Origin of the sequence: Enterococcus sp. HY326, from assembly GCF_026157065.1 — a bacterium.
In the GTDB taxonomy this organism is placed as follows: domain Bacteria; phylum Bacillota; class Bacilli; order Lactobacillales; family Enterococcaceae; genus HY326.
Map to the genome: position 1 here is coordinate 502659 of NZ_JANLGQ010000003.1, position 23865 is coordinate 526523.

The following is a 23865-nucleotide window of genomic DNA, read 5'->3' on the forward strand; positions in this document are numbered from 1 at the left end:
GCAAAATGACTGAAATTTTTGCTCATCGAGGCTTTAGCAGTGAGTATCCAGAAAATACTTTACCGGCTTTTTCAGCGGCGTTAGAATTTGCTGACGGCCTTGAGCTGGATGTTCAGCTGTCAAAAGACCAACAACTAGTGGTCATTCATGATGAAACTTTGGAACGCACCACCAACGGTCAAGGTTTTGTGGCGGACTATACTGCCGCCCAATTACAAACCTTCAATGCGGGAGCGCATTTTGCAAAGAATCCGCTGGCGACGCAAATTCCCACCTTTAAAGAAGTCTTGGTGTTATTAATTCGCCAAAATTTCCAAGGGACTTTAAATATAGAACTAAAAACAGATATTATTCATTATCAAGGAATCGAAGCGATTTTGTTAGATTTATTGCAGGAATATCGCTTGGATTTTCCCATTATTTTTTCTAGTTTTTATCTGCCGACTTTAGAAAAATTGGCTCAGCTTTATCCGGCAGGAAATTACGCCTATATATTTCGTAATGAAACAGACAAAGTGCTGCTAACAGAAGAAACTAGTTTTTTAACGGCGATGCATCCGAAAATTGTTTGGCTGAGAAAGCATCAGCAATTTTTTACAAATGAAGCGCCAAAGAAAAATTGGATACAGCGAAAAGCACCTGGAAAAATAACCATTACCAAGCCGCAACGTTTTTGGACTGTTAATGAAGAAGCCGATTTAAAATTATGCTTTGCCAATCAGGTAGCGGGGATTTTTACTGATAATCCCCGATTTGCTAGAGAGGTACAGGCAAAAATGTATGGATAAAGTTTTGGTAATTGTCGGGCCGACCGCCGTTGGTAAAACGGCTCTCAGTATTGAATTGGCCCAAAGATTTGACGGTGAAATTATCAGCGGTGATTCCTTGCAAATCTATCAAGGGCTAGATATCGGCACCGCCAAAGTCACGGAAGCTGAGATGGCGGGCATCTCCCATTACTTGATTGATGAAATTTCGATGGCTGAAAATTATTCCGTCGCCGATTTTCAACGCAAGGCCCGCCAAAAAATCAGCGAGATTACCAAACGTGGCAAGCTGCCGATTGTAGTTGGCGGCACGGGTCTTTATATTCAAGCGCTGCTCTACGATTTTCAATTAGGCGCTCCGACAACGGCTGCTGAGGTGGCCAGTCAGCGGATTCGTGAAAAATACGAAGCCTTGGCCGAAAAAATTGGCAATCAAAGACTCTGGGAAACGTTAGCGGCAGTGGATCATGAAGCTGCTGCCAAAATTCATTTTAATAATCGCCGCAAGGTTATAAGGGCCTTAGAAGTTTTTGAGCTGACCGGTAAAAGTATTTTCGCCCAAGAAAAACCAAAAGCTTTGTATGATTATTTGATGATTGGTCTAGACACCCAAAGAAAAAAGCTTTATGAGCGGATAAATCTGCGGGTAGATTTAATGCTGGAGCAGGGCTTGTTAAAAGAAGCCGAGCTGTTGAGCCAGCATCCTGAATACCAATCAGCACAGGGCATTGGTTACAAGGAATTTTTTGCCTATTTAAAAGGCGAAGAAAATTTAGCGGATGCCGTGGCGGCAGTGAAGCAAAATTCCCGCCGCTACGCAAAACGACAATTAACCTGGTTTCGTAATCGCAGCCAGGCTCAGTGGTTTGATTTATTAGAAGATTCTGCAGCTCTAGAGAAAATTATCGAGCTGACTACCAAATGGCTGACTGAAGGAGGGCAAGGGTAAGTTGGAAAAAGTTATCTTAGTCGGTGTGGAGACACCGGAAAACAATCGCAATTTTACAGAATCGATGCTGGAATTAAAAGGCTTGACTAAAACAGCTGACGGCGAAATTGTCTATACGCTGATTCAAAAACGGCCGAAATTTGATTCCCAAAGCATTATCGGCAAAGGGAAATTAGCCGAGTTAGCGCAATTAGCGGAAGCCCATGAAGCGGATTTAATTATCTTTAATCACGAATTAAGTCCCCGCCAAAGCCAAAATATTGCCGAAGTTATCGCCGTGCCCGTCATTGATCGTGTCCAGCTGATTTTAGATATTTTTGCCTTGCGGGCCCGTTCAAAAGAAGGCAAGCTACAGGTGGAATTGGCTCAGCTGAATTATTTATTGCCAAGGCTTGTAGGGCAAGGAAAAAATCTTTCCCGATTAGGCGGCGGTATCGGTACGAGAGGTCCCGGGGAAACTAAATTAGAAACAGACCGGCGCCATATCCGCAATAAGATTACTGCTATCAAAAAAGAATTAAAAGAAGTGGCAGCGCATCGGGAACGCAGTCGCCAAAAACGCCAAAATGAAGTGTTCCAAATTGGTTTAATCGGCTACACGAATGCCGGCAAGTCAACCGTGTTGAATTTGTTGACTAGTGCGGAAACTTACGCCAAAGACCAATTGTTTGCGACTTTGGATCCTTTGACAAAGAAATGGAAGCTGCCACAAGGGATGGAAGTGACCATTACTGATACGGTTGGTTTTATTCAAGATTTACCGACGCAATTAGTCGATGCCTTCCACTCTACCTTAGAGGAGAGTGCCACGGTTGATTTACTTTTACATGTAGTGGATGCCTCTTCACAAGATCGCCTGTTGCAAGAAAGCACGGTCTTGTCTTTGATGGAGGATTTAAAAATGGCCGGCAAACCCGTGCTGACCATCTACAATAAAGCGGACAAAATTAATCCCAATGAATTTATTCCCAGCTTGTTTCCAAGCGTGTTGATATCTGCGAAAAGTTCCACCGGCCGGGAAACAGTCACAGAGGCTATCCGCCGGCAGATGATGGAAATTTTGCAGCCATATCAAATCAGCCTGCCTAGTTCCAGTGGCAAAGAATTAAGTGAATTGAAGCGACAGACATTAGTTGTCGATGAAAAATTTGATGAGTTTAATTCGACTTACAACGTTCGCGGTTTTGCCCAAGAAGGTTCCCGTTGGTTACCACGGGACTTGCCGAAGGAAGAATTTTAAAAAATGCGCTAACCTTAAGAAAAAGACAAATACTCTTTTTCTTAAGGTTATTTATTTTTTTCTGATTAGTTTTCAGACAGGGGATGTATCCGATGTCTGAAAACTAATTTTCTTTATGTTAGAAAATGTCACATAAAAGGGTTGACAGCAAAAAAAGAAATTGGTATTCTAAAAACAGCTTAAAAAGATATACCTGTTGCAAGAGAAAATTGTCGGGAGGTAGCACCATGCAAGAAAAAGAGCTCCGACGCTCCATGTCTGTTTTTCCAATTGGTACAGTGATGAAGCTCACAGACTTATCTGCACGACAGATTCGTTATTACGAGGAGCAAGATTTAATTCATCCAGAGCGGAGCGAAGGCAATCGCCGGCTGTATTCTTTAAATGACATTGACGTGTTGTTAGAAATTAAAGATTATCTCTCGGACGGCTTGAACATGGCCGGCATTAAACGAGTGTATGAGATGAAAATCGCCGAAGAAAAGAAAGCCAAAGAAGCCAAGCGTCATTTGACTGACAATGACGTCAGAAGAATTTTACATGATGAAATGCTGGCTCAAGGGAACATGCATCAACAAAGTCCATTTCAAACAGGTCCCAGATTTTAAGACCCGTTTGTGGAAATAAAAAAAATGAAGTACAAGGAAGGGATATTATGCCAAAAAAAGATTATACTGCAGCCGACATTAAACGAATTGTTGAAGAAGAAAACGTGCGCTTCTTGCGCCTGATGTTCACTGACATTATGGGAACAATTAAAAACGTGGAAGTTCCAGTCAGCCAATTAGATAAAGTTCTAGAAAATAAAATGATGTTTGATGGTTCTTCAATTGAAGGCTTTGTGCGGATTGAAGAAAGCGACATGTACTTATTCCCAGATTTAAGCACTTGGATGATTTTCCCTTGGGAAAGTGATCACGGAAAAGTTGCACGCTTAATCTGTGACATTTACAATCCAGATGGTACTCCATTTGCAGGCGACCCTCGGGGTAATTTAAAACGGGCATTAACTGACATGCATGAGTTAGGTTTCACTTCCTTTAACTTAGGACCTGAACCAGAATTTTTCTTATTCAAGTTAGATAAAGACGGCGAAATTACAATGGACCTTAATGACAAAGGTGGCTACTTTGACTTTGCGCCAACTGACTTAGGAGAAAATTGCCGTCGTGATATCGTTTTAGAATTAGAAAGCCTTGGCTTTGAAATGGAGGCCTCTCACCACGAAGTTGCTCCAGGACAACACGAAATTGATTTTAAATATGCTGATGCAGTAGAAGCATGTGATAATATCCAAACCTTCAAATTAGTTGTAAAAACAATTGCTCGCAAACACGGTTTGCACGCAACCTTCATGCCAAAACCATTATTCGGGATTAATGGATCAGGTATGCACTGTAACATGTCTTTATTTACAAAAGATGGCAATGCCTTCTTTGATGAAAATGGTCCAATGCAATTGAGCCAAACTGCATACCATTTCTTAGGCGGTTTATTGGAACATGCGCGGGCCTTCACTGCAGTATGTAACCCAACTGTTAACTCATACAAACGTTTAGTACCGGGTTATGAAGCACCAGTTTATGTTGCTTGGTCTGGTCGCAACCGTTCACCACTAGTGCGGGTGCCTGAATCTCGTGGTTTATCCACTCGTTTAGAATTGCGTTCCGTTGATCCAGCGGCTAACCCTTACATGGCTTTAGCTGTATTATTGCAATCCGGTTTAGATGGAATCAAACGAGAATTAACGCCGCCACCAGCAGTTGACCGCAATATCTATGTGATGGACGAAAAAGAAAGAGAAGCCGCACAAATTTCTGACCTGCCTTCAACTTTACACAATGCTGTTAAAGCATTACGAAAAGATCCAGTTGTTCTAGATGCTTTAGGCGAACATATTGCTAACAACTTTATCGAAGCTAAACGTTTAGAATGGGCTAGCTTCCGTCAAACCGTTTCTGAATGGGAAGTTGACCAATACTTAGAATTGTATTAAACACTAGTTTAACCGTTAGGAAGGGTATCGTTTCCTAACGGTTTTTTTGTGGCATCAAAAGCCGAACTTGTGTCAACTGTCTAATGATAAAAAATAAATTTAGCCTACTGTACTGGCAAAAAAGAAAAAGAAAATCATCTGCTAATTTCTGATAGCAAAGTTCTCATTTTTCTTTTGACAAATAAAAAATATATTATAATAGAAGAAAGATGGTAAGCGCTTTGAATTTTGCGTTTAAAACTGACATGAAGAGGTGAAGGAGAAATGATTATTGGCATTCCCAAGGAAATTAAGAACAACGAAAACCGTGTGTCGCTGCCGCCTTCTGCAGTCTATGAATTGGTGCACCAAGGTCATGAGGTATTAGTCGAAACCAATGCCGGGCTGGCTTCTGGTATTACCGATGAGGACTATCAAAAAGCAGGAGCCAAAATTGTTCCCGACGGTCAAACGGCTTGGTCAGCGGAGATGGTCGTCAAAGTGAAGGAGCCTGTTCCCGCCGAGTACGCTTTTTTTCGGGAAGATTTATTGCTGTTCACCTATTTGCATTTAGCGGCCAATCAGCAGTTAACAGAGGCTTTGATTGAAAAGAAAGTCACGGCCATCGCCTATGAAAGTGTCGAATTAGCAGATGGTGCCTTGCCGCTTCTAACACCAATGAGTGAGATTGCTGGCAGAATGGCAGCACAAATTGGTGCCTATTATTTAGAAAAAGTTAACGGCGGCAAAGGGATTTTATTAGCCGGTGTTCCTGGTGTCAGAAAAGGTCGAGTTGTCATCATCGGCGGCGGTGTTGTCGGCGAAAATGCGGCTCAGATTGCTTTAGGTCTCGGTGCTGAGGTTACGATTTTAGATGTCAATATCAAACGGCTAAAGGCTTTAGAAAATAATTTCAATCAGCGAATTCAAACCTTAGTTTCTAATCAAACGAATTTGACTTCGGCTTTAAAGCGGGCAGATTTAGTGATTGGTGCGGTGTTAATTCCTAATCACAAAGCACCGACCTTGGTTTCGAAAGAAATGGTGGCCGGTATGGAGAATGCTTCTGTAATTGTCGATGTGACAATTGACCAAGGGGGAATTTTTGAAACCGGTAGCGAAGTGACGACCCATGATCAGCCGACTTATACAAAAGAAGGCGTGGTTCATTATGCAGTGGCTAATATGCCGGGGGCTGTGCCGCAAACGGCAACCTATGCCCTGAGCAATCTAACTTTGCCTTACGTTTTACGTTTAGCCAATCAGCCTTTAGAAACACTACTAAAAGAAGATTTAGCTCTGCAAAAAGGAGTCAATTTATGGCAAGGAAAACTAACAGTTGCAGCGATTGCTGATGATTTAAATTTGGCGAAATATAATTTGCTAGAGTTGCTTTAACTCAGTATATCCTGCAAGAAAAATTCTTAACAAAAGATTAGCAGTTTAAATCCCTGCTTGACTTTCGAAAACCAACCTTGTATTATACTGTTTGGGCACCTTTAAAGAGGTCAAGATTTATTTTGAATTCACGCTCCCTGTTCATTTGAATGGGGAGCTTTTCTATTTTTAATAAATTTTCCTACCAAAGAAAAGAAGAGGAGCATTACTACTTATGACCAAATACATCTTTGTTACAGGCGGCGTTGTTTCATCAATCGGAAAAGGAATTGTCGCAGCATCACTCGGCCGCTTGTTAAAAAATCGCGGGCTCAAGGTGACAATTCAAAAATTTGATCCTTATATCAATGTCGATCCCGGGACCATGAGTCCTTATCAGCATGGAGAAGTTTTTGTAACAGATGATGGTGCGGAGACGGACCTAGATTTAGGTCACTATGAACGGTTTATTGATATTAATTTAAACAAATATTCTAATGTTACCACAGGAAAAATTTATTCAGAAGTCCTGCGCAAAGAACGCAAAGGAGAATACTTAGGCGCAACTGTCCAAGTCATTCCCCATATCACCAATGAAATCAAAGAAAAAATCATGCGGGCTGCTAAGATGACTGATTCAGACGTGATTATCACTGAAGTCGGCGGGACTGTCGGCGATATTGAATCGCTGCCATTTTTAGAAGCACTGCGTCAAATGAAGGCCGATGTCGGTTCAGATAATGTTATGTATATCCACACAACATTGATTCCTTATTTAAAAGCTGCCGGTGAGATGAAAACTAAACCAACGCAACACAGCGTTAAGGAACTACGGGGCTTGGGAATTCAACCGAATATTTTAGTCGTGCGGACAGAACAGCCGGTTTCTCAAGATGTTAAAAATAAATTAGCTCAATTTTGTGATGTGGCGCCAGAAGCCGTGATTGAATCCCGTGATGTGGAAACTTTATATTCTATTCCGCTAGCATTGCAAGCGCAAAATATGGATCAGATTGTCTGTGACCATCTGAAATTAGACGCACCACAGGCTGACATGACGGAGTGGCGGGAACTGGAAAAACGTGTGCTAAACTTGAAGAAAACGGTAAAAATTGCTTTAGTCGGCAAATATGTTGAATTACCAGATGCCTATCTTTCTGTTGTGGAAGCCTTAAAGCATTCTGGCTTTGCGTATGATGCAGACATTGATTTGCAATGGATTAAAGCCCAAGATATTAATGCTGAAAATGTTGCAGAAACATTGAAGGATGCCGATGGAATTTTAGTACCTGGTGGCTTTGGTGACCGGGGTGTTGAAGGAAAAATCGAAGCCATTCGCTATGCACGGGAAAATGATATTCCATTCTTAGGCATTTGCTTAGGAATGCAAATGGCCTGTGTCGAATTTGGCCGCAATGTTTTAGGTCTAACTGATGCGGCTTCAACAGAAACCAATCCAGATACCAGCAACAATATCATTGACTTAATGGCTGACCAAGAAAACATCGAAAATCTTGGGGGGACTTTACGCCTTGGATTGTATCCTTGTAAAGTCAAAAAGAATACCAAAACAGCTGCCGCTTATGACAATGAAGAGGTTGTACAGGAACGTCATCGCCACCGTTATGAATTTAACAACGGCTACCGTCAAATCTTTGAAGATAACGGTATGACCTTCTCAGGCGTTTCACCAGACAATCGTTTAGTTGAAATTGTCGAGCTTACCGATAAAAAATTCTTTGTGGGTTGCCAATTCCACCCAGAATTAATCTCTCGGCCAAATCGTCCGCAAAAACTAATCAAGGCGTTTGTCGGAGCAGCGATTGAAAATCAATAAGTAGACTGATTGCCAGTAGATGGGAGTCCTTGGTTAATCCGTGACAAACGGATTGACCAAAGGACCTGTCCGCTGGCAATTTTTTGAGATGAAAAAGCCCTTATCAAACTTCACCGCAATCGGCGAAGCTCTGATAAGGACTTTTTAGTTTTTGGCAAAGGTCAGGATGATTCTAAACATTTCCTGCTGGTAATCGGCAGCTATTTTCCCTCCCTGCAGCTCCATTAATTGTCGGGCAATATAGAGACCTAAACCAGTTTGCCCTTGACTGCGGCTGGTGTCAGCCGAATAAGAGCGCTGGAAAATTTTTTGACTGTCGGGTACGGGAAAATCGGTATCATTTTGAAAAGTTAAACTAAACTGTCCTGACTCCGTTAAAGTGCCGCTGATTTTGACAAAGGAGCGGCTATAACGCAAACAATTTTGCAAAATATTTGTGATAATTCTTTTGGTATAGAGGGGATCTACCAATAATTTTTGATTTAGATTCGTTTCCTCTAAAGTAATAGTCAGTCCCCTTTTCTCGAAATCCTGTTGAAAGGGCATGACGGCCTCCGCCAATAACTGTGGCAATGAAATTTCCTGATAATGCAGCTGAATATCCGCAGATTCAATTTTAGCTAGGTCATAAAACTGTTCAATCATCTCATTGAGGCTGATAACTTTTTGCAGGACTAGCTCAGTGTATTCTTGCCGTTCAGCTGAAGATAAGTCCCTCTGCAATAGCTCAGTAAAGCCCTTGATTGAGGTTAGCGGTGTGCGCAAATCATGGGAAAGGTTGGTGACTTCTTGACGCAGGGCATCATTATTTTTTTGCATCCTTTGCTGCTCTTGTTTGTAGCGCTGAATCAATAAATTGACCTGCTCAGAAAAGCGATTCATTGCGGCATCAGGTAAACTAGTCCGCAATAATTCATTGGTGCCGAAATTTTCTAGAATTTCCCTCAGCTGCTGATTTAATCGGCGAATATTGCGGCGCCTTAACAGATTTTGGCTGAGGAGAAAAAGAATGAATAAAATAGCAATGCCCAGTGCTAGCCTCATAAGTCACGTCCTTTTTTATAACTAAATATCAACTCGCTTAAATTTATAAGCGCCTACTGCTAATGTGGTAACAGTTAAAGTAATGCCCACCAGCCAGCAAGTTGGATTGAACTGGCCGCTGCCATTTAAATAATCATCAAGAATATCTGCGATTAAGCGGTCGGGGAAATAGCCGGCAATTTCTTGCAGAGAGCTATTAAAGGACAACAGCCGTTCTAATAGTGAGCCCAGTCCGCCAAAAGCTATCAAGGTTAAGATAAAATTGGCAACATCGCTGACTGCTAATAAGCTCAGCACATAGCTGAAGGAAAAAGCAGCTAAAATTAGTGGCGCTGTGTTAAGCAGTGAAATCAAAAACTGTGAGTTTGCCTGGGGCTGAACTTCAAGAAGACTGCTGCCCAAGCCAATAAGCAACACGCTTGCTAGAAGACAGAGGACCGAAAAGGCAGCTAAAGCTAACAACCATTTGCTCCAAAAAATGATTTTCCGCTGAGTGCCAAAAGAAATTGACTGACCGATAATTTCGTGGTTGTGGCTAGTCAGCATCAAGGCGAATAGATAGCTGACAATAATCACCAAGCCACTCAAGCCTAACACATTGGAATAGAGAAAAGCATTGGTTCCATAAGGAAAATTAGGATCGCTGTTAGCAAAAAAGGAAACCGTCAAGCCGGCTGCAGCAATCAATCCAAGACAAATGCCGCTGACCACATAGAAATTACGGGTTCTCAAAAGTCGATAGATATCGCTAGTTAAATAATTCATCATTTTTCCTCCTCCACTAAATCCAAAAAATAATCCTCTAAAGAGCCGCCACTTTTATGCATTTCCTCGACTGTGATGTTTCCTTGGCTCAGTAAACGGTTGATTGTGCCGCTTTCTTCTAAATGATTTTCTAAAACCAGCCAATTATCCGGCAACACCTGGTAGCGGATATCGGAATAACTGCGTTCTAAAATTTGGACCGCTTGGCTAGGATTATCCACCTGAAGCTGTAAAGATTTTCGGGTTTTTGTCAGCAAGTCAGCTTGTGATAGATCCTCCACCAGTTTCCCTTGATGCAAAAAGACAAAACGATTGGCTAGCAATTCTAACTCCGCCAAAATGTGACTGGAAATCAAAATCGTAATTTGTTGTTCTTGATTCAGCCGTTTTAACAAACGGCGAAAGTCATTAATTCCTTGGGCATCCAAGCCGTTAATTGGTTCATCCAACACGAGACAATCAGGACTCGCTAAAAGGGCTAAGGCAATTCCTAGGCGCTGTTGCATCCCCAGAGAATATTCTGCAAAAATTTTCTTGCGGGCATCGCTAAGCCCGACAATTTCAATCACTTCCGCCACACGATTTTGATTGGTGATGCCCCGCTGCCGGCGAAAATATTCGAGATTTTGGGTAGCTGTAAAATCATCAAAAAAGGCTGGGGTTTCAATTAAAAAACTCATTTTATGGCGTTTACCGGTCAGATTGCTACTTTCAAATAATTGAAAGCTACCCTCAGTCGCTGCTGTGCGCCCCGCTAAACATTTGAACAGGGTGGATTTGCCGGCACCGTTTTTGCCGATGAGACCACAGATTTCACCTTGTTCTAAAGTGAAGTTAATATCGGTAATCCCCGAACCGTTTTTGTAAACTTTGCTGAGATGTTGTGTCTGAATAATCTTCATTTTTTCACTCCCTTTACTTGATACATTTACTATAAGGGATGCCCTTTTAATATAATTTAAGCAAATCATAAAGAAATCATAAAGCCAATCAGACGAGCATAAAACCAATTCCCCAAATGGTTTTAAGGTATTCCTCAGAGGTTACTTGGGCAATTTTTTTTCTTAAATTAGAGACGTGAACGCTGATGGTGTTGTCATCGCCGTAATAGGTTCCCTGCCAGATAGCCTCGTAAATTTTTCCCTTTGAAAAGACTTCCTCAGGGTGAGCCATCAATAAAGCCAAAATATCAAATTCGGCATTGGTTAATTGCAGCAGCTGTTCTTCAATAAAGGCCTGATGCTTTTCTTTCAAAAGGGTCAGCTGCCGCCAAGTCAATTGATTATTTTGACTGACAGGCTGACTTTTTCGCAGCTGCACTTCAATCCGAGCTAAAACCTCTGCTTGGTCAAAGGGCTTCGTAATATAATCATCTGCACCTAATTTAAGCAGTTTCACCTTGTCACTGACTTCTTTTTTTGCAGAGATAATGATGACCGGCTGTTGCGGTGGCAATTGCTCCAATAATTCCTCACCACTGAGTCCTGGCAGCATCAAATCAAGTAAGACCAAATCAAATCTCTGCTGATTAAGCAGCAACAAGCCTTCAGTGCCAGAAAAAGCACTTACCACTTGATAAGTATCCTTTAATAAAATAGTTAACAATTTATTGATGCCATTGTCGTCTTCCACAAGTAAAATTTTTTTCATGACGGCCTCCGTTTTAAGACTATTGAGTTAAGTATAAAAGATGATGATTGAAAGGGGAATAGCCAGCTTTTATAAAGCTACGACTATCAAGAAAAATTATGGCTAATAAAAAAGCCCTGCAAAAACGCAAGACCTTACTGTTCTATTGAAATCCAGTATCTGAGTACCCGTTGATTATCCTCTGGATCGAGGATAGAATTTTCAAATCGGCCACCATTTGCTTCAATAATTTTTTGAGAGGGCAGATTTGTTTCATTGCAAACTAGTAAAACTTTTTCTAGATTCAATTCACGGGCTTTTTCTAAACCTAAGCGCAGAATTTCTTTTCCCAGACCTTTACCCCTTTCAGAAGGTGCAATCGAGTAACCAATATGACCACCGAACTTTTCCAAAGTAGCGTTTAATTCCGTTCGCAGATTTAACATACCTAAAATTTTTGTTGAATGCTCAGCAACTAAAAGATATTCAAAGCCCGGCACTAAATTATCTGGAATAGTTTCTTTGCTTTCAAATTTTTTTAAATCTGCCAGCCAATCAGAAATGCTAGTGGCAAAGGACAGATAAGAAGTCCCAGCGATGCCTTCAGCAGAAGCTGGGAATTCATTTTTATAAGCTAGAATTTCTTTTTCTAAAGAAATTGTTGGCGGGATAAGGTGATAGGTTATTGTCATGGAGGACCTCCTAAGATAATGATATAGTATTTGTCTGGTGAGCAACTTTTAATGTGTTTTGGTCTTTCACTTTAGTAAGTTGCTTTTAGCAAAATTATTATAATTTTTGTTTAGTCTTTTTATGAGAAAAAAACGAACTGCATTGTAGAGGTGACTGCTTTTGAATTATCTTATAGTTTAACCGGAGCAAACAAAAAAGACAACGCTATTTAAACGTTGTCTTGAAAAAGCCACTTGACGGGCTCGAACCGTCGACCTCATCCTACCATGGATGAGGTTTACATTTTGTTTCAGTGTTATTAAACCCGTTATATCAATGTTTTTATGAAAAGTCAAGTATCTAAAAGTGTTCAAAAATGTCAACTTTTGTGTAGACTTTTTGCATATCTTCAAAAAGTTAACATTAAAAGCATAAGAAAAGGATAATTTTTTGGTCTTATAAACGTTATTATAGAGAGGTTTAGACAAAAATGAACATCCACCGTAAAAAGTGGATGTCTATATATCGCTTTTTTTAATAATCTATAGCAGCTTCATAAACTAATTCCTTAGGTGTATTTGCATACACATTTAACGTAATGCTAATATCTTCATGACCAACAATTTTTGCCACGACTTCAACATCTATTTTTTTAATTAACAAGAGATAGGTGATAGCAGTTGCTCTTAAATCATGTAACGTAGTCTGATTTTGAATAATTCCATCTGCCTTCAATTTATTTCTTAATTCACCCCAAGCTCTTGTGAAGTTTTCGGGTGTGTAAGCTCGTCCTTCGTCATAATTAAAAATTAGGTTATGTGCCTTACCATTAGTGTCTCTCCATAAAGTATCATTGCCATATTTTTCTTTAAAATATTTTAACCCTTCAACTAATTCACTACTCATAATAGTATCACGTTGATTTCCGCTTTTGGTCTCAGATTTAAATTCTATTTCATACGTTATTGCATTTTTTGTTAATGTTCCATTGATATGAATAATTTTGTTTTCAAAATCAATATCTTCCCATGTTAATGCTACAATCTCACTTCTTCGCATTGCAGATATTAAAGCAAATAAGAAAAATAGAGCTTCTCTTGAACTAATTTCATCACTCTCATAGAGTTGTTTAAACAGCAACTTCTTAACCGGTCCATATTCAGTTTTAACATTTAAACTTGTTTTATTTTCCTTTTTCTTCGGCGGACTACCAACTTTAATATTTGGCATCGGATTGGTTCCAGCTTTTCTCAAAGGGATAGTAGTTTCTAATGCTTTAAAAGCAATGTTTAAAGAACCTCTGTATTTTTGCATTGTCGCAACAGAGACTCCTCTGTTTTTTATTTTACTAAATAGTTCCTGTACATCTTTAGTATCAATATCAATTACCCGCTTCGAATGAAAATCTGCGTACTCGTTCGCACATATCAATTTTAGCTGCGACTTATGATTTGCAATTGAGTTGGAAGAGTAGGACTTGTCCCCGTTCAAAGGGTAGTTATCCCAAATCAGTCCTCTTTCATTTATCGAATTATAATATACCAATTCATAAAAAGTGAGTTGCTTTAAATCATCATCTGCATTTTCATTCAAGTATTGTTCATTTACTATCTCTTGGCGAGTTGTTAACCTTACTTCTTCTTCATCATATAGCTTCTGAACCTCTTTTTTAAATTGCTTCCATCCTTTTATGGCTTCGTCTAAACTGTTTGCTTTAATACTTTTTTGTTTAGCAAAAAGTGGTTTAATTCTATTATGATTAACTATACGTACTTTAAGTTGATATTTTCCGTTTTTATCATAGATACCGTTGGTTTTATCGCCCCAAATCGGCTTTGCAGTTTTTTTAGCCATTTTCAACACCTCTTTTCTTTATTTTAGCTCAAACTACCACTGTAGTATACTAAAAAAAGAGAGAAATACCACTGTGGTGGTATTTAATTTTAAAGTAGGTGGGAAGTCAAATCCTTGATGTATCAGTATTTCTTAAAGTATAGACTTTTGACATAAGCGTTTAATAATTGGGGATTTTCAGTTTCAATTGGGTCTAATGGTAGTAACTTTTCATCATTTAAATAGTATTCCCTACTGAAAAAACCTATACAGTAATTACTAAAGCTATCATCAATATTTTTCATTGATATGTAGCTAAAGGTAGGGCAATAAAAGGTAAATTGTACACAAACCTCATCATCAAATTCATTCAACTCTACAAAAAAAATTTTAGCTTCATTTTCTTCACTTAGTTCATCTGCCAATAATTCTAATTTCGATATATTATCCATAATATTTTTATCCTTCCATATCCTTATTTTGATTGACTGGAGGATAGCTTGAGATACAATCAATAGCAAGTCTTTTCTACCATATTTTATGGTATGATTACCACTGTAGTGGTTAATATGAGGAGGATAAGTTTATGGGAACAATAGCTGATATAACTAAAATAGAATCGATTTTAAAGCAGTATACTGCTAAAGAGATAGCGTTAAATACTGGGATTAGTAAATCTACCATTTCAAAATTAAAGAGCGGAGAGAGACAAATAGAGCGTATTAATTTAAAGGACGCTATTATACTAACTGATTTTGCTGCAAAGCATTTAAAAGCGGATATCGAAATCTGGAGATATAATAAGTGAAGATAGAAATTAGCTTCTATCTTCACTTATTACTTCTTCAAGATATTTCTGTATTTGAATTAATTTTCCCTTGTCTAAAAAATCTATATAATACATTAAATCTTCAACATCTACTTTATCAAATCCATCCTTAGACCTCATGAATTTCCAGATTGCATTATCAACAATTCTTGTATCTTTACCCAGTTTATTTGATACTTTTTCAATAGCTCTGATTGCTTTTTCTTCACTAAATTCTTTTTTCAATACTTCCAAAATAAAATTCTTGATATGTACGTCTGGTTTACACGTATTTACTCCTAACAAAATTCTCAAATATTGAAATGTTGCTACCCCGATACCGTTCACTTTAAATATTGAGTCTTCAGTATCAGTAAAATCAGACATTTCTGCCCACTTTTTCATAGATTTTAAATCATCTTCGCTTGCACTGCTTTTCTTTTCTACAAATGCTACAGCCACTTGCCTAATTTCAATAATTCGCTTTTCATCTCTATACCCAATTATTCTTCCTATTTCTTTTGGGGTTTCTTGGTCAATAATTTCTATTAAACCAATTAAAGTATTTATTTTAGGATAACATTTTTCAAAATTTTTTATCCATTTTTGTACACTATTATAATTTCTATTTTTAGATAAAACAGCATCAATTATAATTAAATTTGGATTTGAATAAATGTATTCTTCAGAGAGAGTATTAGGTAAATGAATATGCTTCTCCACATATTTTTTCAAAACTTTTAAATCATTTTCGTTTACCACTGTTTTATTTGTCATAGGGTCTAATAATTCTCCTCTCCTATAAAAGATATCGCAAAATCTTATAAAAAAAGAGATATAAACCAAGGTTCTATATCTCTGATGAATAATTAATAACGTGTTAACGGAGTATAGACATTATCATTTAATAATTTAGTATAAGTATAAAAAAGATTTATGGAAAAAACAATCACGAGAAACACCTAATTTAGATTAATCAAATTATTTTCTTCAAACATTTTCTTTGCTCTGTTAGCGATAGTAAAAGTGGTTGCATAATCAAATGTAGCACCTATTCCCGCTCCAACTACAGGTACTGATTTAGTTAAGTTTATCGTTCCTTTGGTTCCAGCTTTTGTAATAAATCTAAATCCCACTTTCTGATTAATTTTCAAAAGTACTGTCCCTGGAATTTTTTTCACTATATTTAGAGCAACTTTATTACCTACTTGAATCCCTGATTTCTTTAATATATCAGTTATTGAAGTTCCGACTAGACAAGCATATACAAATGTCTGCACAGCATCATCTTTTAAATCATATCCTCTTATGATTGCGATAGAAGCTATCATCCGCATTTGGACATATAAGACTGAAGTAACATTTGCTGGCAATGTCACTGGCATAGTAATGATTCCACCAAACCCAGTAATAAATCCGTTAAGGGTATTCTTACTCAATTGATTTTTAACTAATTTGTTGATAGCTTTATCAGTTTTTCCATACTTCTTAATATAATCATTTGCTAATTCTTCTACTGGTTTTGAAACTTTTGGAACGCCATTTAAACATTTTTCATACAATGTATTAAGAATCTGAACACCTTTATCACTTTTATTTTGTTCCTCCATAATAATCTCCTTTTAAATATATTTAGCAATCTTTATTCTGAGTGTTGATAAAAAGTTTTAGCATTACTAAATTGACTGATATAAAATTTTACTACCTGATTCTTTTATTTTTGAAACAATATTTTTCATTTTCCATATTTTCTCCATTATTATCGCTTTCTACTCGTTATATACTTCATTGTTGAATCATTGAAATAGTTTCTTTGATATCTTTACGAAGTGAACGTTGTACTAAAAATCTTTTTAAAGGGCGATATTTTGGAACTCCTAAAACTTCCCAGTGATTTTTCAAAAGAAATCTTGCAATTATACGAACATTTTCTTGAACATTGTTCTCTGATAAACAAGGTATTGATGTACCCTCAATTAAAGAAATGTTAGTTATTCTATTGCAATAATTAATAGCAGTTTTTGTGAAATTATCAAAATTATATTCTTTACCTTTAGGTGAGCAGTTCGTACATAACAAATCTTTAGAACGTTTTTTTGGAGTGTACCTTAAGGTTGTTCTTAAAGTATAAACATCTTCCAATTTTATTTTCTCTTTTGAAGCTACTTTAAACAGCTCTTGCCGCCACTCAGACTTAGTATCCAAAGCATCCTGTAAAGTTGCATTTGTAGTAACTAAATCAATGATTGAGCCCATGACAATTGTTAAGAAAGCAACAATGAGACCATCAAAAATTACATTATCTTTATTTGTCTCAAAAAAATTTTGAATCCATTCCAACAATATACACACTCCTAAACACTTTTTTATCAAAATCATATAAAAACATAGACCCTAACCAGTTCAAAAAAGAATCATGTTCTTCTAACTTCTTTCTTGCCTGTTCAAGTTTTTATATGTATCAATTCTGCAATATTCCATACACCTCGTTCTTTTGGGTTATTATAAAAAATATTAAACTCTTTTAAGTGTCCTTCAGCTGTGTGAATTTCATTTTTGTAAGCCATAACAAAACTTCCACTACTACTTTCATAGCTTATTGAAGCCTCATCATCTGTTATGTCCATTCTCTTTCTTACTTCTGAATAAATATCAGCAATGAATAATTTGTCTGGATTGGTAGATTTCACAGTATCGAGTAATACATTTTCAATATTCATGTTTTACTAATTAGTATTTCTTTTACCATAATTGATTGCCTCTTTTCATTTCCTTATCCCAAAGTTTTTTATTCATTTAATAATTCAATTTTCCCATCTAATGGTTGACCATTATTTATTTTCTCAGATAGGTCATCAATAAAAACACGTCTATTCTTTTTGTTATAGAACTTCACACCCATTAATTTTACGGATTCATTTTCACCTATTATTTCAATATTAGTACCATTAATCGCCTCTAACATTTCCTCTTTCCAAGCATCTTCTCTAACTCTATCTTCTCCTTTTGGCTCAATATAAATTTGATAGACAAAGTCCTCATCGGATAAATAAAGAATAAAGTCGGGCATGAAACCTCTTGGTCCATTAAATTCAGTTAATTTGAATCGAGTTGCTTTTTCATCATTTCGAATAAGGTAAATATCTTTGTACTTTACTTGCAATTGGTCTATAAAGTTTCCTAAAAGACCTACCAAATCATACTCCAGATTATTCATGATAGCGTTAGTATAAACAAACCAATCTTTTCCTTTCATAGAATGACTGTCAATTCTTTGAGTAATATGTTGCCCTGTTTCAAATTTTGGCACAACAACTTCATAATCTTTCAGAGTTTGATTGATTGCTACAGGTTTAAATACTTTTAGGCCTATTTCTTTTTTATAATTTCGCCGGATTTTTTCCTCACAAAAAGCCAAAAATTTGTCAACTATCTCTAACTTTTCTTCTGCAAGTAAATCGGACACATTTTGTTCTTTAGGTAAGGATACAGTAATTGAAACACCCTTAAAGTATTGCTCACTACTCAGTAATTCAGTTGTCGATTTTAACATGGGTAAGTATTCCTTCAAATTAGAAAAACGATAAAATGGATTTCGTTGAATGGCTTTCTTGAAATAGCGTTTATCTACATTTAAAGCTTGCTCATGACGTTCAATTTTTTGAACTTGTTCTTTTTCTTGAAATTCCACCTCAAATGTATTTCCTATATATTCCGTTATCCATTCCTTGGAAATAGTAAATTTATCTAACGAAGAGTAATCATCGGGAGTAGTTGGCCGACTCTCATTGACGAATAATTGGCCTTGTGTAAATACTTTTGTGTTCTTAAAACTATTCTTAATTTTTGTAGATAATAAGCGAACTGTTTCATCATTTGCTGTAATCAAGTTGACAGCGTTCATAGACTTCTCAAGATTTGCTAAATACCCTTTTTCATTTATAGTATGGTAATGAAGTGTTTCCAAAAATCTCAAATCATTATTGGTATTGTCAAATCTTCTTGTATAACTACGTTTTTGCTCATATTCATAAGGATAATATCTTGCGCCACGACCAACTAATTGTGCTTCACTATCAGTAGCATTTCTCGTTGTACCAGCACCTTCTGAAATGCGTACAATGTCATAAAGATTGAGTACATCCCAACCTTCATTTAATTTCGCAACTGCAAAAATCACTCGTATAGGATTGTTTGCATTTTCTAAACTGTTTAGCAATACGGCATTATCCACACTTAGCATATTTTTTTCGTTAGCATTTAAAATATTTCGAGGTTCAAAATCCTCTTGTATTTCTCGAATGATTGAATCTAAATCTTCTTTTAAATAATAAGTAAAAACAATGTCCAAAGTAGAATTTGGAACCACACTTGCTTTTCGTTGCTTGATATAGCGCGTTAGTTCTTCAACTGAAAAAGATTCAACAATCCCGTTAAATTCTTGTTGTTTCGATTCTGAAACTTTAATTTTGCTTGACTTAAACATGACAATCGGCTTGAAATAATTGATGCCATTTTCTCGTGCAATTAATTTTCTAAATTGACTCAACAAAATGGCATCTTTTATTTTCATTTCGTCACTATCCGTTGCTTGTAAACGCAAAACATTTTTGGAATATCCATCTGTCATAAACTGACCTAAGTCGTATTTATAGATGATTTTATCCGTATATTTTCCCGAAATTGTTTTATCATCCATATTAATTGTTGCAGAAAATTCTAAGAGTTTATTATTACTTCGCAAATACAGTATTTTATTGATGGTATGCTCCCAAGAAGTTTCTTCTTGTTGTTCTTTTTTCGTGAAAGCATTAAAGTGATGAGCCTCATCACCTAAAATGATAATATCTTCATCCTCTAAGCTTTCTAAAGAAATTCCATTTTCTTTTGGATTGTTTAAATCACCATGAAGTTTTTGAATAGTAGATAATTTTAGATAAATTGTATGTTTATCTTTCACCGCTGGAAAATTTTCTACGGATTGAATAACTATTCTTTCTCCATCAATAAAAAGCCCGTTGGGATTAAAAAGATATTTCTCGGAGCTACTGTTTAGCATGTTTTCTTGAGTTTTTTTGATAATGGCATCTGTATTTACAAGAAAAATAAAATTTTGATACCCTAATTCTTTATATAAATACAGAATTAGACTTGCCATCACCATTGTTTTTCCAGAGCCAGTTGCCATATTAAATAAAAGATGCTTCCGTTGATATCCCGCATCACTAATCCCAATTGAATAGCGGTCATCTTGCATAAATTGAAATCTTCTAAATGCTTCATCTTGATAAAATCTTAGGTCATCTTTTAAATTTGTTTTTACATAATCAGGCACTTCATGGGGATTCATAGTATAGGAAATGGTTCTCATTTCCGCATCTAACCATTCATAAAGGCGTTCTTTTGCCATTATGCATCACCTCTATCTTCATAAAAACTATAGTTAAAATTTTTTTCATTTTCAGAAATAGTAATGTCTTCATCTTCGATTTCAGAGAAATTCACATATAACTGATTTTTATCCAAGGCCTTTTTGAAAATTTCTTTTTGTTCTTCAAAACTTAAGTCATTAAAAGAAATTGAATCTTCCACTTCATCTCGTTCTTTTAGTAATTCACTTGTTAGCTTTTCCTTATCTAATTGAAAATTTAAATCAGCATTATTGTCTAATTCATTCCACAATTCAATTAAATCTTCTTTAGTAGTAGTTTGGTCTATTTTATCCATATATATTTGGTTTAGTTCCATTAGTTCAGCATATACAAATGAACCTCCACCTTGCCAATTAACATCTTTAGAAATCCCACCCTGTTCACCATCAATCACTTTTTGAAGTCGAGGAATTGAAACAGTATTAATGTATTCCATCTGTTCAATACCAATAAATTTTCTATTCATTTTCATTGCTACAGAAGCTGTAGTTCCAGAGCCTAAATGAAAATCCAAAACTAAATCATTGATATTTGAACCTATTTCAATAATATTTTTTATAAGATTTTCTGGCTTAGGAAAACTAAATACTTTACCTTTAAATAGGATTTGCATCTCTTCAGTTCCTCTTCGGTTTGAATATTTCGACTCTTGCCAAATAGTTCGAGGAATTTGCTTTTGGGGGCGCATTTTTTGAGCTATCCTATAATGGCCATCTTTTTTCAACTGTCCTACCAATTCTGTATCGCCAATTTCTTGTACTTTATTTTTCCCCCATCTCCAAACAAATTGTGTTCCATCAGTTTGGGACAAAGGTGGAAATACTTCAATAGAATGAATATCATCTTTAGCACAGGATACGCTTCTATACCCGCTGTCATCATCTTCTGTAGAAATATACATTGGATAATATAAATTAGGACGATTTTCTTTGTTAAATGCTGAATTACTATTGAATAAAGGATGTAAATAGTAACTACTGATAGAATCATTCAATTTAAATTTTTCTTTACTTACTTCCAACGAATAAGTAATTGACTTTTCAATTTTTTTTCCATAAACATGAATGTAATCATGCGTTTGGGCAAATGCCCCATAGTCTCGTCCATTGGGAGTAGAGGTATTTATTATTGTACCTAGGTATGCAGAATTAAAAATTGAGTCCATCAAGATTTTAAGCTCTGCGAATTCATTTCTATCAATACTTACAAATATCACTCCATCATCTGATAAAAGTTCTTTAGCTACTTCAAGCCTATTTTTCATGAAAGTTAACCAACTAGAATGATTAAATCTATCGTTATATCCAAAAGAATCACTACCTGTATTATATGGCGGGTCAATATAAATTAATTTTACTTTTCCTGAATATCTCTCTTTTAATGAATGTAGAGCTAATAAATTATTTCCTTTTATAATCAAGTTGTCTTCATCATTAAAAGAATCTATTTCATGTTCACCATCAGAATCATACCGTTTTGCATTCACAAATGCTTTTGGGGCCAATAGAGTATCAATCTCATCACGGGCAATCACTTCATTATAAAAAACTTCATCTTTACCTACATCTTCTTTAGTCATTCCACCTTCAAGAACACAATCTTTATAAGGAAAGTCTAAAACTACATCAGTATTATATTGTAAATATCTTCCTTCACTCGTTAATCCAATTGTATTAGAGTATTTAGTATAGCTATCCGCCCAATAATCTTTATATCGTAATAAATCGATAAACTCTTGGACTTTAAAAATGAGAACGTCACCAGCTTGTATAGTGTAAATCTCTTTTATTTTTTTATTTTTTAAGAGAGAAGCAATCAACATAGCATCGTATCGTTTTAAATCTTCTATAACAATAGTTCGTTGTAATTCTTCTCCATTCCAATACTGAGGAAATTCTTTTAAAATATCTTTAATTTGCTTCATCAATTTAGTATCCATAAAGTTCAAAATCTCCTTTTATATTCTAATTCTCATTTTATCAGTTTTTTACATTTTGAACAGGATAATTCTAAATCTTAAATCAGGACTAATTCCTATACCTTATAGTAAATTTACTTATAATTTTCTCAAATCCACATATAGAAAAAGACCACATGAAGTGGTCAAAATTTGAACGCTTTCCTCTATTGGATATTCTTTTCTCTAATTAGATAACATCTTACTTTAGTACTACTGGTTTCTTTCTTTAAAATATCTGCGAAGTGTTCTTTCCGAAACACCAAGTTCTAATGCTATTTCTCTTTGAGTCATTTTGCCTGTTTTCCATATTTCGTAAGCTTTTTCAACTTGTTTATCTGATATTTTTTGAGGTCTTCCGACTTTTTCTAATGTAGTTTGCAAACTTTTTGAAATGTTCTTATTTTTAATAACTGATTTATAGCAATCTAACAATTCCTCCCCTGCGATTTGACTATAAATGACTTTAATCTCTTTGTTCATTTCTTCCATTTTCTTGCCTCCTATATAAACCTTATATCCACAGATTTTATATAAATCATGAGGACATAAAGCTAATTTTTTATCACCTCTAACATCACCTCTACTATCATCTTTTTTTAAAATTCTTGATGACATTTAAGAAATCAAATCTAAAAAGTTTATGGGAAATGCTATTTTTAAATGTGATTTTGTTTAGTTTTCGTTGCACACCTCTTTACATAATTAATAAAATAAAAGGACAAATCGTTGCCCTTTTATTTTTTTAATCCGCAACTATTTGTCCTCTTTTAACACTTTAATTAATAGCTGAATTAAAAAAGAATTGACTTCATTTTGTTCAGATAACTTGTTTACTATGTAGTTTATTTTATGTTTATCTGTTTTAGTTAATTTCATTTCGCTCCCTCCTAAAATTTTATAAATGGTACCATGTAATCCATGTCTAACATCTTTCTAAACAATAAAATTGTTTGATGATTGAAATCATTTTGACTAGTTTCATCTAATTGGTAATCGCTATCTTGCATCAATTCTATTAATGCTCGCATGATTTCTTTTTCTTTATTCGTCATATCCTCCCTCCTATGATTATTATCTTATCTTGTTGATTGAACTCAATATCTTAAATTTGGTTGTTTATATGTATATAGAAATTTTGGTTTAATTTTTATGTTTAATTAAGTTCAAAATAAGTATAGCATCATATTTATAATCATGTTCGATTTTATTATCATCTTGTATCGTTATTTTATTTGTGTAAGAATAGCACGAACCTTGAGATTTCATTTCATGTATTATCACTGATTTTAAAATATAGAAAGTCAATAATTTCAGCTAGTTTCATTGTAATGCTTTTGTTAAAAAATTTTTAACAGCGCCAGTATCGCGAAAAAGCAGTTATTTAATTTTTCTATTTTTAGAAATGTTTTTAGATTTAATTCTTCACTGCAAGTTGTGTTGAAATAAATTTATAGAAACACCTGTCGCCACCTGTCGCGTTGTGTGAGATTTTAAATTTAATTTGACACAATTATACCTTTTGATGACAAAAGAGCTTAAAACGCCTCCCAGAAGTTTTGATGAAAATAAAAAAAGGT

Annotated in this window: 24 protein-coding genes; 8 read left to right on the forward strand and 16 right to left on the reverse strand. The window is 35.8% G+C overall.

Annotation, left to right across the window (positions count from 1 at the left end; translation table 11 throughout):
* Positions 1 to 5 precede the first annotated feature (5 nt).
* The 7 genes from ORH16_RS10200 to ORH16_RS10230 all read left to right on the forward strand — a co-directional run bounded on the left by ORH16_RS10200 (position 6) and on the right by ORH16_RS10230 (position 8145).
* On the forward strand, positions 6 to 788 hold the full coding sequence (locus tag ORH16_RS10200; protein WP_265458568.1) for a glycerophosphodiester phosphodiesterase family protein: 783 nt from the start codon (positions 6 to 8) through the stop codon (positions 786 to 788).
* Positions 781 to 1716 (forward strand): tRNA (adenosine(37)-N6)-dimethylallyltransferase MiaA, encoded by a 936-nt coding sequence (gene miaA, locus ORH16_RS10205; protein ID WP_265458570.1) that lies wholly within the window; start codon positions 781 to 783, stop codon positions 1714 to 1716. Before ORH16_RS10200 ends, miaA begins: the two co-directional genes overlap by 8 nt.
* A gap of 1 nt (position 1717) precedes the next feature.
* Complete coding sequence (gene hflX / locus ORH16_RS10210) at positions 1718 to 2956, forward strand: GTPase HflX (RefSeq protein WP_265458572.1); 1239 nt, start codon at positions 1718 to 1720, stop codon at positions 2954 to 2956.
* A 227-nt stretch (positions 2957 to 3183) separates the two neighbouring features.
* On the forward strand, positions 3184 to 3564 hold the full coding sequence (locus ORH16_RS10215; RefSeq protein WP_265458574.1) for a MerR family transcriptional regulator: 381 nt from the start codon (positions 3184 to 3186) through the stop codon (positions 3562 to 3564).
* A 47-nt stretch (positions 3565 to 3611) separates the two neighbouring features.
* Positions 3612 to 4952, forward strand: a complete 1341-nt coding sequence (gene glnA / locus ORH16_RS10220; protein ID WP_265458576.1) for a type I glutamate--ammonia ligase — start codon at positions 3612 to 3614, stop codon at positions 4950 to 4952.
* 264 nt (positions 4953 to 5216) lie between these two features.
* Positions 5217 to 6329, forward strand: a complete 1113-nt coding sequence (ald, locus tag ORH16_RS10225) for an alanine dehydrogenase (RefSeq protein WP_265458577.1) — start codon at positions 5217 to 5219, stop codon at positions 6327 to 6329.
* Between the two features lie 214 nt (positions 6330 to 6543).
* Complete coding sequence (locus tag ORH16_RS10230; protein ID WP_265458579.1) at positions 6544 to 8145, forward strand: CTP synthase; 1602 nt, start codon at positions 6544 to 6546, stop codon at positions 8143 to 8145.
* Between the two features lie 144 nt (positions 8146 to 8289).
* Here the strand turns inward: ORH16_RS10230 and ORH16_RS10235 are convergent, their stop codons facing one another.
* From ORH16_RS10235 to ORH16_RS10265, 7 genes are all read right to left on the reverse strand, one after another.
* The gene (locus tag ORH16_RS10235) at positions 8290 to 9189 is read right to left on the reverse strand and encodes a sensor histidine kinase (RefSeq protein WP_265458581.1); all 900 of its coding nucleotides are present in this window, start codon (positions 9187 to 9189) and stop codon (positions 8290 to 8292) included.
* Positions 9190 to 9210: 21 nt separating this feature from the next.
* Entirely contained in the window at positions 9211 to 9954 is a 744-nt protein-coding gene (locus ORH16_RS10240) for a hypothetical protein (RefSeq protein ID WP_265458582.1), read from the reverse strand.
* Positions 9954 to 10856 (reverse strand): ABC transporter ATP-binding protein, encoded by a 903-nt coding sequence (locus tag ORH16_RS10245; protein WP_265458584.1) that lies wholly within the window; start codon positions 10854 to 10856, stop codon positions 9954 to 9956. Before ORH16_RS10245 ends, ORH16_RS10240 begins: the two co-directional genes overlap by 1 nt.
* Before the next feature lie 88 nt (positions 10857 to 10944).
* Positions 10945 to 11604, reverse strand: coding sequence for a response regulator transcription factor (locus tag ORH16_RS10250; RefSeq protein ID WP_265458586.1), 660 nt, complete (start codon positions 11602 to 11604; stop codon positions 10945 to 10947).
* A 134-nt stretch (positions 11605 to 11738) separates the two neighbouring features.
* Positions 11739 to 12275, reverse strand: a complete 537-nt coding sequence (locus ORH16_RS10255; protein ID WP_265458588.1) for a GNAT family N-acetyltransferase — start codon at positions 12273 to 12275, stop codon at positions 11739 to 11741.
* Between the two features lie 514 nt (positions 12276 to 12789).
* On the reverse strand, positions 12790 to 14109 hold the full coding sequence (locus ORH16_RS10260; RefSeq protein ID WP_265458590.1) for a tyrosine-type recombinase/integrase: 1320 nt from the start codon (positions 14107 to 14109) through the stop codon (positions 12790 to 12792).
* A 122-nt stretch (positions 14110 to 14231) separates the two neighbouring features.
* Positions 14232 to 14540 carry a hypothetical protein gene (locus ORH16_RS10265; protein WP_265458592.1) on the reverse strand — a complete coding sequence of 103 codons (309 nt, stop codon included), beginning with the start codon at positions 14538 to 14540 and terminating at the stop codon, positions 14232 to 14234.
* 134 nt (positions 14541 to 14674) lie between these two features.
* On the opposite strand from ORH16_RS10265, the gene ORH16_RS10270 reads away from it, so the two are divergent.
* On the forward strand, positions 14675 to 14896 hold the full coding sequence (locus tag ORH16_RS10270; protein ID WP_265458594.1) for a helix-turn-helix domain-containing protein: 222 nt from the start codon (positions 14675 to 14677) through the stop codon (positions 14894 to 14896).
* 9 nt (positions 14897 to 14905) lie between these two features.
* Here ORH16_RS10270 and ORH16_RS10275 read toward each other — a convergent pair whose 3' ends face one another.
* The 9 genes from ORH16_RS10275 to ORH16_RS10315 form a co-directional block, all read right to left on the reverse strand.
* Positions 14906 to 15673 (reverse strand): hypothetical protein, encoded by a 768-nt coding sequence (locus ORH16_RS10275; RefSeq protein WP_265458596.1) that lies wholly within the window; start codon positions 15671 to 15673, stop codon positions 14906 to 14908.
* Between the two features lie 185 nt (positions 15674 to 15858).
* Positions 15859 to 16506 (reverse strand): EcsC family protein, encoded by a 648-nt coding sequence (locus ORH16_RS10280; RefSeq protein WP_265458597.1) that lies wholly within the window; start codon positions 16504 to 16506, stop codon positions 15859 to 15861.
* A gap of 175 nt (positions 16507 to 16681) precedes the next feature.
* Positions 16682 to 17239 (reverse strand): hypothetical protein, encoded by a 558-nt coding sequence (locus tag ORH16_RS10285; protein ID WP_265458598.1) that lies wholly within the window; start codon positions 17237 to 17239, stop codon positions 16682 to 16684.
* Between the two features lie 101 nt (positions 17240 to 17340).
* Entirely contained in the window at positions 17341 to 17616 is a 276-nt protein-coding gene (locus tag ORH16_RS10290) for a hypothetical protein (RefSeq protein WP_265458600.1), read from the reverse strand.
* A gap of 68 nt (positions 17617 to 17684) precedes the next feature.
* A complete protein-coding gene (locus ORH16_RS10295; RefSeq protein ID WP_265458602.1) occupies positions 17685 to 20306 on the reverse strand; it encodes a DEAD/DEAH box helicase family protein in 2622 nt (873 codons plus the stop codon).
* Positions 20306 to 22267 carry a site-specific DNA-methyltransferase gene (locus ORH16_RS10300; protein ID WP_265458604.1) on the reverse strand — a complete coding sequence of 654 codons (1962 nt, stop codon included), beginning with the start codon at positions 22265 to 22267 and terminating at the stop codon, positions 20306 to 20308. The genes ORH16_RS10295 and ORH16_RS10300 overlap by 1 nt, the downstream gene beginning before the upstream one ends.
* 231 nt (positions 22268 to 22498) lie before the next feature.
* Positions 22499 to 22777 (reverse strand): helix-turn-helix domain-containing protein, encoded by a 279-nt coding sequence (locus ORH16_RS10305; RefSeq protein WP_265458606.1) that lies wholly within the window; start codon positions 22775 to 22777, stop codon positions 22499 to 22501.
* A 264-nt stretch (positions 22778 to 23041) separates the two neighbouring features.
* Positions 23042 to 23164, reverse strand: coding sequence for a hypothetical protein (locus ORH16_RS10310; protein ID WP_265458607.1), 123 nt, complete (start codon positions 23162 to 23164; stop codon positions 23042 to 23044).
* Positions 23165 to 23175: 11 nt separating this feature from the next.
* Positions 23176 to 23340: a hypothetical protein gene (locus ORH16_RS10315; RefSeq protein WP_265458609.1), complete on the reverse strand. Its 165-nt coding sequence runs from the start codon at positions 23338 to 23340 to the stop codon at positions 23176 to 23178.
* Positions 23341 to 23865 lie beyond the last annotated feature (525 nt).